Raw genomic sequence first — 13,489 nt, forward strand, 5'->3', positions numbered from 1 at the left:
ACTTCTCCTTTTTTTAAGTTAATTCAGATTCTCTCATACAGGGCATTCGGCTTTGAGCGATAAATCGTGGAGTTTGTCGCTCACTTCGTCGATAGACGCTCCAGTCTTATCTCCTCGTTCGCGACTGCACAACCCCGATTTCTCATCTCAAATCCTAGAATGCCAAGGGGCAAGCCAAGCGTGGAATCTCAAGCGGATTCGGAATCTCATAAAAGCTCAGATTCTAGATTCCAAACCCACATTTTTAGAATCTAAAGCCATAGATTCAGAATCTGCTACTTTAGAGAATCTTATCAAGGCTTGCCAGAAATTCTAGGATTGTGCGTAAGATTTAAATGTTGTGCAAGGCGAGGCGAAAGGAGCTTACTAGGCGTAAGTGACCGAGCCGAGCCGCCGCACTCATTTAAAGATTGCGTGCAAGCCGAATTTCACTATTTGGCGACGGAAAAATATTCCTGCCAATACTTCGTATCACTCCGATACAACACCTCTTGCTTCTTGCTCTTGCCCTTTATGACTTCCTTTTGTTTGTGCTCTCCAGAGCACCCGCCTAAGGCGACAGAGCCTACTGCCACGACTGCGCCCCCGAGCGCTGCGGTTTTGACAAACGAGCGGCGGGAGCTATGCACATTGCTCTCTTGCGCACTAGACATATTTGCCTCCTTGTGAAAAATTTGGGATACTCCCACGCCAATCTTTAGGGCTAAAGACTTGCGTGGAAATACCGCCATAGATTCTATGAGTTGATATGCCCCTCAAGGGCTAAAAAGCTCCCAAGCAGCAAGCCCACGAGGTGGTAACACACCAAATCCTCTCTCTTAGCCAACGCCTCGGCGATAGCCAGCCCCATAGGTGCGATGGCTTGGGTGAAAAGCTCTCTAATGAGCTGCTCATTCTCTGCTAGCTTGTCTAAATCTTGGAGCAAATGGCGCATAAGCAAAAGTAAAAAGCCAAAATGCTCCTCGCTCTCTTTAAATTCCTGTGCGTTGAGGCGAAAATGCGTCTTTTTGACAAGCGTGCGCACTCTGAGCAAACTCTCGCCATTGAGGCAGCCCTCGAGATAATGCGAGAGGTAGAGAAAGATTTGGGGATTTGGGATTTTAGGCTTTTTGGACTTTTTGCCCCCTTGTTTGCTTCTCTCCTGTGTGGGCAGATTCTGTGCGCTAAAGGGGAGGTTAAAAGTCTGTGTGTATTCTCGCAAAATCTCTTTAGAATCGCTCTTAGCGATATAGGCTCTAAGCATAGCAAAATACTCGCCATCGGACTCATTAATAGGCGAAGTGGCTAAGATGTCAATCTGCTCCAAAAACAAATCTTTGCGCGCACCCACGAGCTCATAGAGGAAAAATCCTGCAAAAAAATCATAATACAAAGCGCGCGCTTGGTAGAGTGCATTTGCTGCTTGCATATTTTTCCTTTATGTATGATCTTTGGGACCAAAGATGAGCTTGATTTTGCAATCCCCGCAGCATTCTAAGCCCCTTTGCTTGATAATATCGCCCGCCATAGTGGGAAGTAAAATATCTTTTATCTTTTTAATCGATTTTGTCGTAGCAAAAACCTTGCCACATTCCACGCATTTAAAGGGCTCATCATAGGCTTTTTGCTCATAGGCAAAGCTCTCAGATTGCGCATCAAGCACATTAGATTCTATGCGTATGACTTGCTCGGCACAAGTATCCGCGCAATACCCACAACCCGTGCAAAGCGATTGCTTAAAGAGCAGGCTAAAGCTAGAGCCCTCATTAATGAGTGCCTTGGTATTGCACGCATCCACACAGCTTAGGCATAATGTGCATTTTTGTGAATCTATGAGCACATTGCCGCTATGCTGCATACTCACGCGCCCAAACGCCCCGCCTCTCACCCACGCATACGCGCGTTGTGAAAATATCTCCTTTGCCCCCTCATCAGCGCGAGGCGTGTAGGTGTAATGCACACAATCCAGCACGCGCGCCTCCTGCAAGCACGCTCGCAATCCCGCCTCATCGTGCGCGAGCAACACGCATTTGGTGCCAAATATCGCCTCACACAGGGCATTGAGCGAATCCACGCCCTCCTGCACAAACTCCGAGGGCTTGGCATACACGATAGCCATCGCTCCGCTTTCTTGGACTATACTAAGTAGCGAGGTGGCATTGAGGATATGGGGCTGCCCTAGCACAAAGGGCAGGGCAAGGGGGTTGGGACTAGAGCGGAGCGCGGCGATCACTTCTGGCGCGTGTGCTTGGGCGTGCAGGATCGGGATAGAGCCCTTATACATTTGGGCTTGGTAGGTGAGGGATTCTAAACTCTCGCTCTCTCGCTGCAGCGCGCCCGTGGGGCATACACTCACGCAGTCACCGCACGCTATACAATCAGGACTGCTGAGCATGATCTCGCCCTTTTTGTCCTCTCTAAAAACCCCAAAACTCTGGCACACATCACTGCACTTGTGGCAATACCCACTATCGCCTACACCCTCACTGCTCTTTTGGCTCTTGGGGCGGCGATGCCAAAACTCACAAAGACTAGGGCTAAAGACAATAGGGCTTGTGTAGCTATATGCGCCTATAAAGCTATGCAGAGATTCTAAAAGTTCTTTTGGGCTATGGTATTCATTCACCCAATGCACGCCTTTAGAGTGCTGCACACTAGCAAAGCGCGTGAAAAATACCACTTGCGCGACTTCTAGGCTAAGGGTTTTAGAATCTTGGGTATAGAGGATATGAAAACGCCCCAAAGAGCCATTGAGCCCCACAAAGCTCTCGGGCAGCACCGCAAAAATCTCGCAATCCTCTAATCCGCGGGTTTGGGTAGATTCAGAGAGTGCGTGTAAAAACTCCTGGGCGATCTCCCCGCTTCCTACCACCGCGATTTTGGGCGCGATAATCATCGTCTTAGTGCTCTGCAGGGGTGCGAAATCTAGGCGCGTTTCATTGACTTCGTTTAGGATTTCTAGCTGCTCTTTAGAAAATATCTGCGCGCTAAGAAAATCCGCGTAAGGATTGGCGGGAGAATGCGCGATGTGGGGTTGTATAGTGTGGGACTGCGTGGCGTGGGATTCTGATACATGGGATTGTGTAGCGTGAGATTCTGAAATATTTGACTGCGTGGTGCGAGATCGTGCGATCTCTGGGGTGTGGGCTGTGGTGTGCTCTGGTGCGTGGCTAGACATCTATAAACCTTATAGTGATTTGTCGTTTGTTTCTTTTTTGCTTTTGAGCCCTGCGCGTGGCCTGCGCATGTGATTGTAGGGCTCATCTGCCTGCATTATAGGGGGCAAAATGTGTGAGTTTGCTTAAAATCCCAAAAGATTTCTAGAATCTATAGCCAAACATAGCCAAAAAGTAACAAATTTTTTTACAAAACCCCTATTTTTGTAGTATTTTTCGTTTCACAAATCCCGCGCATCTTCGTGCGAAGAGATATATCCTCGCAAAGAGTAGGGAGGGCATAGCATAGCCATGTGCTTCATAGCATTCTATGATGTCTTTAGAAAATGGATTATTTGCCTGCTCATAGCGCACGCGACATTTGTTTAAAAACGCGTATTTGCGATAGGCTGCTAGGTCAAAGATCGCTCCAAACTCCTCTAGCTTGCCCATCGCCTCTAGCGCGGCGAGTGTGCGCATACATTTCCAGCAGTGCCCGCAGTTTATCCCGTCTTTTTTGCATGCAAGGTTGAGATGCTTTTTGGCAAACTCCCAATTAGCGATGTTCTCGGTCTTGTGAGTGCGCTTGTATTGGCAGCCATCGACGATGAGTTCAAGCGACTCGGTGCTTAGCAGTGGCACGAGATACGATTCACAGAACATTGCCATATCATAATCTCTATAATATTTGCCAAAGTCCTTTATTTCCTCATAACCAAGGGTGCTAGGTATATAATACCTTTTGAGCGTCCCTTGAAGGCTTAGCATACACGAGCTTGTGGCAAGTATCCCCCATGCACCAGCATTAAACCCATGACCGCCCCATTCCATACTGTGTGGGAAAGCGTGGATGTTGGAGATCACTTGGTATATGGGGAGATTTAGCTCATCTGCCATTGGTTTGTTGGATTGGTATTCATAGAGGTATTTTTGGTGTGTATCGGGAAGTCGATAGTGTCCATACGCCCCGCAGTCAAAGAGAAAGAGTGCGTTTATCTTATAGTCTGGATCATCTTCTTTGGTGTAGTGATCATAAATCGTGCTTAGTGAATCTATCCCACACGAAAAGCTTGTGCCTATAATTCCCCCCCCCCCCCCGTATGAGAATCCACATCGCTAAACCCATCGACGGATACTTTGACTTTGGAGAGTTTGTCTGAAAAATCACAAAGAATGCTTTGGACATAAGTCGTGATATTTTTATACAAGCGTTTGGATACTTTGCCACAAATGTGCAAGTCTTGCTTGTAGCTCATAGCGATATAGAGTGGGATTAACAAAAACGCATCGTAGCTGCGTGAGAGCATAGCTTTATCTTGCGTGGGCGTGGCGAAGTAGATTTGGTTGCCCTCATTGTGGTAGGGGTTTGGCATATTTTCTACATCTATATCAGCCACTACGCGCGACCATCCCGCCAAACGCCCCTGTGTAATGTCCTCAATCCGTAGATTTTTGATTGTGATCATAATGTCTCCTTATGTTTTGTGATAGAGGTGTATTGTAGCTAAGTGTGTCTATGAGAGCGATAAAGATAGAATCTAAAGGCACTAGTGATAGAGGCGAATCTACACAAAGAGATTTTTGGCTTATGCGTGCAAGCGCGGGAGAGCCACCCTATGCGTGCAAGCGCGGGGATTTGGCTTGTGTGTAAGAGAGCTTTGTTTTGCTAAAAGGCGGGTTTATAGAATCTGTGCCATTGCTAAGTCGCGTGCCTGACGCGGCGGCACTAAAGATTCTAGAATCTCGCTAAAAAATGCAGTGTATGTTCGCGCAGCGGAGTGAAGTGGGGATTCACTCCCCACGAGCGGTATCAAGTTTGTGAAACAAACTTGCATTAAATGATAGGCTCTAGCTCGGTTTATAGAAAATGCGCTAGCCCAAGCGGCGTTCCTGACGCACTGACACTAAAGATTCTAGAATCTCGCTAAAAAATGCAGTGTATGCTCGCGTAAGCGGAGCGAAGTGGGGATTCACTCCCCACGAGCGGTATCAAGTTTTTTGCACTGCAAAAAACTTGCATTAAATAAATAGAAAGCCCTCAATTACTTGACTTTTTCTACATACTCGCCAGTCTCGGTATTGACACGGATACTCTCCCCCTCTAGCACATGAAAGGGGATCTGCACCACCGCGCCAGTCTCGAGCGTAGCGGGCTTTTTGCCAGCACTTGAAGTATCGCCCTTGAAGTTAGGAGCAGTCTCGACAATCTTTAGCTCGACGACTTGGGGCGCATCGACGGATATGGCTTTGTCGTTGTGAAAAAGCACCTGCACAATCGTGCCATCGATAATCCACTTGGCAGTATCCCCTACTTGATCTTGAGTGAGCGCGATCTGCTCATAGCTCTCGTTGTCCATAAATTGGAACAAATCCCCATCTTGATACAAAAACTGCATACTCTTCTCTTGGAGGTTTGGCTCATCGCACTTATCCCCCGCGTGGAAAGTCTTTTCAATCACCTTGCCATCGAGAAAGGACTTTATCTTAGCACGCACAAACGCCGCGCCCTTGCCGGGTTTGACATGCTGATACTCGACAATCCGATAGGGGATTTTGTCGATTTCAATCTTCAAGCCTTTTTTTAGCTCGCTCATACCTATTGCCATTGTAGCTCCTTATAGAGATTAGATTTTTTGTGCAGAGCCTAGGATTTGCATACGCTCTACCATCACTTTTTGCATTGCTTCCATACCGGGAGCAAAAAACTTGCGCAAATCAAACTGCGTCGCATCGGCATTTGCCACCCTGCGCACCTCCGCCATAAAGGCTATGCGCAAATCCGTATCGGTATTTACCTTATTGATACCGCCCCTCACGGCTTCTTGCAAAAACTCAAAGGGCACGCCCTTACTACCTTTGAGATCTCCGCCCGTGCTTAGGAAGCTCTCGCGCACATACTCTGGGATAGCACTCGCTCCATGCAGCACTAGCGGGATATTTGTCCTGCGCTTGACTTCTTGCAATCGCGCAAAATCTAGCTTTGGCTCGCCTTTGAACTTAAACGCCCCGTGGCTTGTGCCAATAGCGGGTGCTAGATAATCCACCTGTGTTTGTTTGACAAATTCCTCCGCCTCATCGGGATTGACGAGCACGGCGTCCTGCTCGCTCACTGAGATATTATCCTCTATCCCCATTAGCCTCCCTAGCTCCGCCTCCACACTCACGCCCTTGCTGTGTGCGTAGGCTACCACTTCTTTTGTCATCTTTACATTTTCTTCAAAGCAATGGTGCGAGGCGTCAATCATCACAGAGGTAAATCCCGCATCAATAGCCCTTTTACAAGATTCAAAGCTCGTGCCGTGATCGAGATTGAGCGCGACGGGTATATGAGGATAGCGCGCGCTTAGAATCTTAACAAGCCCCACTGCCATATCAATCCCCATATACTTGATAGCTCCCTCGCTCGCCTGCACGATGATGGGCGAGCTCGCCTCATTGGCGGCGTTAAAAATCGCATTGAGCATTTCAAAATTGACAAAGTTAAACGCTCCCACTCCATAGCCCTCTTTATGGGCTTTGAGCAAAATCTCATTTCCGCTCACTAGCATACGCACTCCTTATTATTTGTTGATTTGGATCTTGGCTTTTTGACGCAATTCCTGAATCTTCTCTCCCATCGCCTGCCGCACCGCCTGCATTTGCATATTTTGGACGATCATCTGCTTAGCCTGCTCATAGCTTATGGTTTTTGGCTCGGTTTTGCTCTCAAGGTAGATGATATGGTAGCCAAACTGCGTTTGCACGGGGGTTTTGGTGTATGTGCCGGGCTTGAGATCAAAGGCAGCTTTAGAAAATTCTGGCATCATCGCCGCACGATGAAAATTCCCCAAATCCCCGCCATTTTGCTGCTGCTTGCTAGCTGGATCGATGGTTTTTTGGTTTGCCAAATCGATAAACTTTGGCTCGACGCGCCCTCTGACTTTATTGAGCTCGGAGATGATTGCCTTAGCCTCCTCTTCAGTCGCTACGAGGATATGGCGGGCTTTGCCACTTTGATCGATGAAGTTGTCTTTGTTTTGCTCATAGATCTGCTTGAGCTGCTCCTCACTTGGGTTTGGCATTTGCACATTTTGCATTTGCTGCTGCTGCCACGCCCTTAGGAGCAATTCTTTTTTAAACGCCTCTAGTGCGCTTGTGTATTCTTTGGTAGTGTCGAGTTTTTGGGCTTTGGCGGCATCTAGGGCGAGTTTTTGATTGATGATTTCATTGAGGATCATCTCGCGCTCTTGCTCGGGCAGCTTGTCAAAGTCCATATTGGGATTTGCCTGTGTGAGTGGCTCGAGATCTTTTTCTGTGATGGGGCTTCCATTGACTGTTGCATAAGTTTTGGCTTCTAGTGCGGCTACACCCAGCACGCCAACCAACGCCAAACTAACGATAACTTTTCTCATAATCTAACTCCAAATGGTAAAATGTCTCGTCTCGCATCAAAGACTAGGGCGGTATTGTAACGCTTAAAGACTGATTAAATACTTAAGATTCTATCCCGCCAAATATGCTACACTTTCGCTTCGTGATTTTCTCTCATAAAGGCTTGTGATGCACACACCCACTATCAGCAAAAAAATCCTCTCCATCGTGGGCAAAACCAACGCCCAATACAACCTAATCCAAGAGGGCGATAAGGTGCTTTTGGGCTTAAGCGGGGGCAAAGATTCTATCCTGCTTGCCACGATTTTGGCACATATGCGCGCGCACGCACCTTTCAAATTTGAGTTCAAAGCACTCACCGTGGATTATGGGCGCGGCGGGGAGTATGAGTATATCTTTGAGTATTGTGAAAAGCTAAATATCCCCTATGAGCTCTATCGCACCGATATTTATAAGATCTTAGAGGAGCACAAGCGCGAGGGGAGCGTGTATTGCAGCTTTTGCTCGCGTATGCGCAGGGGCGCGCTCTACACCAAGGCGTTAGAAGGCGGGTTTAACAAACTCGCCCTAGCCCATCATCTCGATGACGCTGCGGAGAGCTTTTTTATGAATCTCACTTATAATGGCGCGCTTCGCTCGATGCCTCCGCGCTACAAGGCACAAAATGGACTAAGTGTGATACGACCGCTTCTCTTTGTGCGTGAGCGGCAAATCATCGATTCTATCGCGCACAATGCCATCTATATCGCGCCAGATTGCAACTGTCCCATAAATTGGCTACCTGATGACAAACGCCCCTTTGCGCGTGCCAATACCAAGGAATTTCTCGCGCAATTAGAATCCAAAAATCCCGATTTTTTCAAATCCCTCAAAAACGCCTTCACACACCTGCACGCCAATAGTTTCTCTGATGAGCGGTTTTTGGATCCTGTTATTTAATGCAAGTTTGTTGCACAAACTTGTTGCCGCTTGCGGAGATTGAATCTCCGCTCGCTCAGGCTTACGCGAGCCCATCATTTTATGCAATTTTGCTTGTAGCAAAATTGTTGCCGCTCGTGGCAAGTGAATTGCCACTCACTCCGCTGCGCGAACATACATAGAATCTAAGTGCGAGATTCTGTGGTTTTCTAGTGTCGCCGCGTCAGGAACGCGACTTAGCAATGGCGCAGATTCTATAAACCCAACTAGACTCCACATTTTTACCGCAATTTGTCTCTGACAAATTGCTGCCGCTTGCGTGAGCATACATTTATAGATTCAAAAACCTAAGCACAGAATCTAAAGAGATTTTTAAAAACGCACAAACACACAATCCAACTCCCACTCCCTACAAAATCTCCGCTCTCCTGCTCGCTGTGGTATCCACTAGCTCCACCACTTCCCCGCTGCGCACGCTCTCTAGCTCCACCACTGCGCCATCTTTTAGCACTTGTGCCACGCCCTTTTTTGTATGCTGCGGATTGAGCGCATTTAGCGCGTATTGCAGGGATTGTATGAGCTTTTGCTTATTATCCACAAATGCCCCAAATGTGAGCGCATCACGCAGCACAGAGAGCCTTAGCTCCTTGTCTTGGAGGATGAGAGACATTGCATTATGGAGGGAGTGGCGCAAAAGCTCTAGCTGCTCACTGCGCGCCTTGATTCTAGCGCGCACGCTCCTAGCCTGTATGAGCTCATAAAGGTGCTCTAGTATCTCCTGCTTGCGCGCGCGCATAGCGACAAACGCGCCCTCACAAACCGCGCGCATATCATCAAGCCGCATAAGCCACTCCTGTGAATCTGGCAGTATCATCTCCATCGCCGCGCTGGGCGTGGGCGCGCGCAAATCCGCTACCAAATCCGAGATCACCGTATCCACTTCGTGCCCCACAGCACTCACGATAGGCGTGCGTGCGCGGTGTATCGCCTCGGCTACCACTTCTTCATTAAACGCCCACAAATCCTCGATACTCCCTCCACCGCGCCCTATGACGATCACATCAAAGCCCTGCGGCGTGCCAAAAAGCCCATCGGCATACGCGATATTGCGCGCGATAGAATCTTTTGCCTCCTTGCCCTGCACGAGGGTGTTTATGGCTACGATTTTGGTGAGATTCCATCGCTTCCTAGCCACCTTTAGCATATCTTGGAGTGCCGCGCCACTTAGAGAGGTCAAAACCGCTATGCGCTTAGGATAGGCAGGCAAGGGCTTTTTGGAATGAAAGTAGCCCTTATCTTGGAGCTTTTGGCGCAATTGCTGGAAGCGCAGTGTCAGCTCGCCTATGCCCTCTGGGATCATACCCCTGCATTGTATCTGATATTCGCCGCGCGGCGCATACACGCTCACAGCACCGCTCACCACCACGCTCATACCCTCTTTTGGCTCAAATTTTAGCGCGCTCACATTGCCTCGGAACATCACGCAGCGCACTTGAGAATCTGCGTCTTTGAGGCTAAAATACATATGCCCGCTGGTGTGTAGCGTGAGATTGCTGATCTCGCCTTGGACTTGCACCTGCACAAAAGTGCTCTCCACTAGGGCTTTTAGCTGGGCATTTAGCGCGCTCACACTCACTATCATTACCGCTCCTTAATGCTTGATATTAAGCTTTTTCTTATATTCGTGCATTACAGATTCAAACTTGCTTAAAAAAAAGGGGTTTTGCCCATTCATATATTCTACGAGCATAGAGAGCTGCTTGGACGTGAGGTGCGTAACCGCGCGCGAACACACATCATTAAAGCCCTCATCATCATTGTTATCCACGCTCTCTTGGATGGCTTGTGAGTATTTGAGAAACATCTTTTTGTCATACTCCTCCTGCTCGTTGTGGCGGACTATGTCCTGATAGAGGGTTTCAAGCTCTTCAAAGGGCATTTCTTTGAGATAATGCTTAGAATACAGCCCCGTGAGTGCCATCACTTTGGCAATCATCTCAAGCTTTTGGGGTGTGTTGTTGTAATAATCCCGATACACATCATAGAGGTTTGAGGGCAGGAAGTCTCTCACTATCATAAGCTTCACGCGCGCCATCGTGAGAATCTGCTGACGCGTGGCGGGATCTTTTAGCTTATCAATCGTCTCATACAAAAACCGCGTATCATCGCGCCGCCTTTCATAAAACTCCTCGAGCACCTTAAACTCCTCTTTGGGCAAGTCTTTGAGCGCGTTTGCGATCTCAGATAACAAAATCTCTTGAAAACTCCTATAGGCGATATGTGAGATTTTTTGCATTTTGTGCATAGGCATATCTTTAAGCGCGATGGCGAGCAAATCATTGACTTCACTATAATCAAACTTCCTATATCCCTCTTGGAGGCATTCTATCAGATTCACGATATTGCCCGCACTTTCTTTGAGCTTGTGCTTAAACTCCGTGAGCTCGGTGGTGTCTAGCAAGCTGGAGTTGCTCTTAATGCTTTTTTCATCATTAGTGAGCTGAAAATACGCGCCCACAAGCTTTTGGGTTAGCTCCTTATAGGCTTCTTTAAGCTCCTTTAGCTCCATAGATTCTAGCTTAGCACTCTCATAGCCGTGCCGCTTCAAAAAGCCCGTGAGTATATCGCGGCTAAGTTTCATCACAAAAGCCCTTGTTTGAGCGTATTTGTCCTAAGCGCGCCATAGACTTTGAGCATATCGCTATGCTCCTTGCTATCATGCACGCGCAGGATATCCGCGCCATTTTGCACCCCTAGCAAATGCAGTGTGAGCGTCGCGCTTAGGCGATCTTGGGCTTGCCTGCCCGTGATTTGCCCGAGTGTGTTTTTCCTACTTGCCCCAAGTAGCAGCGGATAGCCAAAGTGTTTAAAGTGCGCGAGATGACTGACTAGCGCGAGGTTTTGTGCGTCATTTTTGGCAAACCCAAAGCCTATATCTAGGATTATCTCCCTGCCCCCAGCTTGCAGCACTTCATCGATCTTGCGCGCAAAAAACTCATCGATCTCGCCAAAGAGATTGTCATAATGCGTGAGTGTTTGCATAACCTTTGGCGTGCCCTTAGAGTGCATAATAATCGCACTCGCACCAAAGGCGGCATTGACTTGCGCCATTTGGGGATTGCTAAAGCCACTCACATCATTAATGATACTAAAGCCACTTTTTAGCGCGAACTCCGCGGTTTGTGTATTGTAGGTATCGATACTAAATCGCGCTCTTTTATACAATTGCTTAGAATCTATCTCCGCACACACCTCACGCAAGCGCGCTATCTCCTCGCTAGATTCTATAATCTCACTGCCCGGGCGCGAGCTCGCCGCACCCACATCGATATACGCCACGCCCTCCTCTAGTAGCTCATAAATGCGCTCTATGGCTTCCTTGGCACTTTTGCGTGAGGGCGCATAAAAGCTATCGGGCGTGACATTGACTATCGCCATAATCCTAGCTTGTCCTTGGGCTTTTTGTGGCGCGCGCGCGTGGGATTTAAGGGCGGTAGCGAGGGATCTAAGCCCAAAGCTTTGGGTAGAGAGCTTGGCAATCAGCCGCTTTAGCTGGGATTTGTTGGCAATGAGCAAGCCCACCTTTTCCCCTTGATAGAGAATCTGCTCGCGCGGCGTGGCATACTCTGCCCCCACGCTTAAAGCCTCTTGCTTTAAAATCGCGCTTGACACATACTCAAGATTATGCAGGGCAAAATAATACATCTGCGCCTTTTGCGCCATAATCTTATGCCCCACTTCATCAGCACCCACACGCGCTAAAGCCTCACTAGCCACTGCCTCCCCCACGCGCACTACTTGCATTATCGCCCTCCTTTTTGCTTGTTGTGAATCTTTAGCAGCAAAGGCAAAAAGATATAGCTCTCCCTCACATAGCTATCTGCTAATTTAATCGCCTCATCAAAAGCCTCTAGCTCCGCACGAGTGAGCACAATGGCACTTTTGTGCAGCGCAAAAAGCAGGGCTTGGATATGCTCTTTTATCTCTGTGGTGGTGCGGTTTTGTCTATCGCACTCACGCAAAAACTCATAAATCCCCGCTAGCGTGAGCTTTTTGCAATCAAGCTCAAAGGGCGCGAAAGTCTTTTGAATCTTGTGTATGTGGATATGGAGCCTTGAGAGGATTGTGGGCAAAAGCGCGTTTTTGCTCGGCGCGATGAGCACAAAATGCACATTTTGGGGCGGCTCCTCGAGAATCTTAAGCAATGCGTTTTGGGATTCTATACTATATGATGGCGCGCTTAGGATGATGAAGCGCTCCCTCTCGCTAGCAAGGTAACTCTGTGCTATCACCTCGCGCGCGTCATCTATGCGAAATTCCACCTCCTTGCCTTTGTCATTTGTGGGATTAAAAATCACATAATCCCCCTTTTGGAGCGGTGCGGTGATCTCACGCACAATCTCTTGGGCCTGTGTGCTGATGTGTAGCTCCCCGACAAAAACTCCCACCACTTACACCTTTGTGAAAAATTATGAAAAATCTAGCGAAATCTGCCCAAACACCACGCCACACAGAGCCTTTTCAAACAAGCGATAGAGTTGTAAGAGCTTATAATCTAGCAAATCATCAAGCGAGCTTAGGCGAATGGTTTTAGTCGGCATATCCTGCCCATCGATAAGCCACACAAAGGGCTCTACCGACACAGAAAAGAGTGCAAAATCCCCGCGAATGGTTTTTTTGCCAATATACCAAAGCATATAGTTTTTGGCAAAAGAGTGCTCAAGCATTTTGTTAATCGCGCCAAAATGCCTATCGGGCGCGCTATTGTAGTTGAGATTCATATCAATCATAAAGCCTAGGGATTCTATCTCAAAGATGGGGAAAAACGGGCGCGTCTTGCTAGGGAGGTTGATATTTTGCGTGATATATTTGCTAAACCACTGCCGCTGCGTATCAGCAAGCACCACCAAGCTCCCGCCCTGCAGGATATGCGTAAATACACGAGAAAAAAGCGGCACGAGCCCCAGCCGCTGCTCCTCGAGCCAGCCACTCATAATGCCCTTGTTGTCTTCTTGTCTGATGGCGTTTTTAAGCCATATATCCAGTCGCTCCATAGATTCTAGATT

Annotated in this window: 18 protein-coding genes; 3 read left to right on the plus strand and 15 right to left on the minus strand. The window is 48.1% G+C overall.

What is annotated here, in order from left to right; genetic code table 11:
- Positions 1 to 52 precede the first annotated feature (52 nt).
- On the plus strand, positions 53 to 316 hold the full coding sequence (locus tag ACH2BK_RS01005; RefSeq protein WP_394959073.1) for a hypothetical protein: 264 nt from the start codon (positions 53 to 55) through the stop codon (positions 314 to 316).
- Between the two features lie 115 nt (positions 317 to 431).
- Here the strand turns inward: ACH2BK_RS01005 and ACH2BK_RS01010 are convergent, their stop codons facing one another.
- From ACH2BK_RS01010 to ACH2BK_RS01030, 5 genes are all read right to left on the minus strand, one after another.
- Positions 432 to 653, minus strand: coding sequence for a twin-arginine translocation signal domain-containing protein (locus ACH2BK_RS01010; protein WP_394994571.1), 222 nt, complete (start codon positions 651 to 653; stop codon positions 432 to 434).
- 83 nt (positions 654 to 736) lie between these two features.
- On the minus strand, positions 737 to 1,408 hold the full coding sequence (locus tag ACH2BK_RS01015; RefSeq protein WP_395001748.1) for a molecular chaperone TorD family protein: 672 nt from the start codon (positions 1,406 to 1,408) through the stop codon (positions 737 to 739).
- Positions 1,409 to 1,417: 9 nt separating this feature from the next.
- Positions 1,418 to 3,157, minus strand: a complete 1,740-nt coding sequence (locus ACH2BK_RS01020; RefSeq protein ID WP_395001749.1) for a 4Fe-4S dicluster domain-containing protein — start codon at positions 3,155 to 3,157, stop codon at positions 1,418 to 1,420.
- A 196-nt stretch (positions 3,158 to 3,353) separates the two neighbouring features.
- Positions 3,354 to 4,031, minus strand: a complete 678-nt coding sequence (locus ACH2BK_RS01025) for a hypothetical protein (protein WP_395001750.1) — start codon at positions 4,029 to 4,031, stop codon at positions 3,354 to 3,356.
- A 179-nt stretch (positions 4,032 to 4,210) separates the two neighbouring features.
- Positions 4,211 to 4,600 (minus strand): hypothetical protein, encoded by a 390-nt coding sequence (locus tag ACH2BK_RS01030; protein ID WP_395001751.1) that lies wholly within the window; start codon positions 4,598 to 4,600, stop codon positions 4,211 to 4,213.
- 50 nt (positions 4,601 to 4,650) lie between these two features.
- Between ACH2BK_RS01030 and ACH2BK_RS01035 the strand changes: the two genes are divergently transcribed.
- A complete protein-coding gene (locus tag ACH2BK_RS01035; RefSeq protein WP_395001752.1) occupies positions 4,651 to 4,785 on the plus strand; it encodes a hypothetical protein in 135 nt (44 codons plus the stop codon).
- A gap of 28 nt (positions 4,786 to 4,813) precedes the next feature.
- On the opposite strand, the gene ACH2BK_RS01040 is transcribed toward ACH2BK_RS01035, so the two are convergent.
- From ACH2BK_RS01040 to ACH2BK_RS01055, 4 genes are all read right to left on the minus strand, one after another.
- Complete coding sequence (locus ACH2BK_RS01040) at positions 4,814 to 4,969, minus strand: hypothetical protein (RefSeq protein WP_395001753.1); 156 nt, start codon at positions 4,967 to 4,969, stop codon at positions 4,814 to 4,816.
- Positions 4,970 to 5,176: 207 nt separating this feature from the next.
- Positions 5,177 to 5,740 carry an elongation factor P gene (gene efp, locus ACH2BK_RS01045; protein WP_394994555.1) on the minus strand — a complete coding sequence of 188 codons (564 nt, stop codon included), beginning with the start codon at positions 5,738 to 5,740 and terminating at the stop codon, positions 5,177 to 5,179.
- A gap of 18 nt (positions 5,741 to 5,758) precedes the next feature.
- Positions 5,759 to 6,682, minus strand: a complete 924-nt coding sequence (locus tag ACH2BK_RS01050) for a class II fructose-bisphosphate aldolase (RefSeq protein ID WP_394994552.1) — start codon at positions 6,680 to 6,682, stop codon at positions 5,759 to 5,761.
- A 12-nt stretch (positions 6,683 to 6,694) separates the two neighbouring features.
- On the minus strand, positions 6,695 to 7,525 hold the full coding sequence (locus ACH2BK_RS01055) for a peptidyl-prolyl cis-trans isomerase (RefSeq protein WP_395001754.1): 831 nt from the start codon (positions 7,523 to 7,525) through the stop codon (positions 6,695 to 6,697).
- A gap of 148 nt (positions 7,526 to 7,673) precedes the next feature.
- On the opposite strand from ACH2BK_RS01055, the gene ACH2BK_RS01060 reads away from it, so the two are divergent.
- The gene (locus tag ACH2BK_RS01060) at positions 7,674 to 8,444 is read left to right on the plus strand and encodes a tRNA 2-thiocytidine biosynthesis TtcA family protein (RefSeq protein WP_395001755.1); all 771 of its coding nucleotides are present in this window, start codon (positions 7,674 to 7,676) and stop codon (positions 8,442 to 8,444) included.
- A 135-nt stretch (positions 8,445 to 8,579) separates the two neighbouring features.
- Here the strand turns inward: ACH2BK_RS01060 and ACH2BK_RS01065 are convergent, their stop codons facing one another.
- The 6 genes from ACH2BK_RS01065 to ACH2BK_RS01090 form a co-directional block, all read right to left on the minus strand.
- Complete coding sequence (locus ACH2BK_RS01065; RefSeq protein WP_395001756.1) at positions 8,580 to 8,702, minus strand: hypothetical protein; 123 nt, start codon at positions 8,700 to 8,702, stop codon at positions 8,580 to 8,582.
- Positions 8,703 to 8,832: 130 nt separating this feature from the next.
- Positions 8,833 to 10,065 carry an exodeoxyribonuclease VII large subunit gene (gene xseA / locus ACH2BK_RS01070; protein ID WP_395001757.1) on the minus strand — a complete coding sequence of 411 codons (1,233 nt, stop codon included), beginning with the start codon at positions 10,063 to 10,065 and terminating at the stop codon, positions 8,833 to 8,835.
- 9 nt (positions 10,066 to 10,074) lie between these two features.
- Complete coding sequence (locus ACH2BK_RS01075) at positions 10,075 to 11,067, minus strand: hypothetical protein (protein WP_394994538.1); 993 nt, start codon at positions 11,065 to 11,067, stop codon at positions 10,075 to 10,077.
- Complete coding sequence (gene folP / locus ACH2BK_RS01080; protein ID WP_395001758.1) at positions 11,064 to 12,227, minus strand: dihydropteroate synthase; 1,164 nt, start codon at positions 12,225 to 12,227, stop codon at positions 11,064 to 11,066. The genes ACH2BK_RS01075 and folP overlap by 4 nt, the downstream gene beginning before the upstream one ends.
- Complete coding sequence (locus ACH2BK_RS01085; protein ID WP_395001759.1) at positions 12,227 to 12,871, minus strand: DNA polymerase III subunit delta'; 645 nt, start codon at positions 12,869 to 12,871, stop codon at positions 12,227 to 12,229. Before ACH2BK_RS01085 ends, folP begins: the two co-directional genes overlap by 1 nt.
- Positions 12,872 to 12,892: 21 nt before the next feature.
- Entirely contained in the window at positions 12,893 to 13,477 is a 585-nt protein-coding gene (locus tag ACH2BK_RS01090; RefSeq protein ID WP_394994532.1) for a HobA family DNA replication regulator, read from the minus strand.
- Positions 13,478 to 13,489 lie beyond the last annotated feature (12 nt).

This window comes from uncultured Helicobacter sp. (genome assembly GCF_949282165.1).
Lineage (GTDB): Bacteria > Campylobacterota > Campylobacteria > Campylobacterales > Helicobacteraceae > Helicobacter_F.

Coding starts and splice junctions, on each gene's coding strand:
- ACH2BK_RS01030 (WP_395001751.1), bottom strand. CDS start 4,600: ATGATCACAATCAAAAATCTACGGATTGAGGACATTACACAGGGGCGT.
- ACH2BK_RS01090 (WP_394994532.1), bottom strand. CDS start 13,477: ATGGAGCGACTGGATATATGGCTTAAAAACGCCATCAGACAAGAAGAC.
- ACH2BK_RS01050 (WP_394994552.1), bottom strand. CDS start 6,682: ATGCTAGTGAGCGGAAATGAGATTTTGCTCAAAGCCCATAAAGAGGGC.
- ACH2BK_RS01035 (WP_395001752.1), top strand. CDS start 4,651: ATGAGAGCGATAAAGATAGAATCTAAAGGCACTAGTGATAGAGGCGAA.
- ACH2BK_RS01055 (WP_395001754.1), bottom strand. CDS start 7,525: ATGAGAAAAGTTATCGTTAGTTTGGCGTTGGTTGGCGTGCTGGGTGTA.
- ACH2BK_RS01040 (WP_395001753.1), bottom strand. CDS start 4,969: ATGCAAGTTTGTTTCACAAACTTGATACCGCTCGTGGGGAGTGAATCC.
- ACH2BK_RS01010 (WP_394994571.1), bottom strand. CDS start 653: ATGTCTAGTGCGCAAGAGAGCAATGTGCATAGCTCCCGCCGCTCGTTT.
- efp (WP_394994555.1), bottom strand. CDS start 5,740: ATGGCAATAGGTATGAGCGAGCTAAAAAAAGGCTTGAAGATTGAAATC.
- ACH2BK_RS01065 (WP_395001756.1), bottom strand. CDS start 8,702: ATGTGGAGTCTAGTTGGGTTTATAGAATCTGCGCCATTGCTAAGTCGC.
- xseA (WP_395001757.1), bottom strand. CDS start 10,065: ATGATAGTGAGTGTGAGCGCGCTAAATGCCCAGCTAAAAGCCCTAGTG.
- ACH2BK_RS01020 (WP_395001749.1), bottom strand. CDS start 3,157: ATGTCTAGCCACGCACCAGAGCACACCACAGCCCACACCCCAGAGATC.
- ACH2BK_RS01025 (WP_395001750.1), bottom strand. CDS start 4,031: ATGGCAGATGAGCTAAATCTCCCCATATACCAAGTGATCTCCAACATC.
- ACH2BK_RS01060 (WP_395001755.1), top strand. CDS start 7,674: ATGCACACACCCACTATCAGCAAAAAAATCCTCTCCATCGTGGGCAAA.
- folP (WP_395001758.1), bottom strand. CDS start 12,227: ATGCAAGTAGTGCGCGTGGGGGAGGCAGTGGCTAGTGAGGCTTTAGCG.
- ACH2BK_RS01015 (WP_395001748.1), bottom strand. CDS start 1,408: ATGCAAGCAGCAAATGCACTCTACCAAGCGCGCGCTTTGTATTATGAT.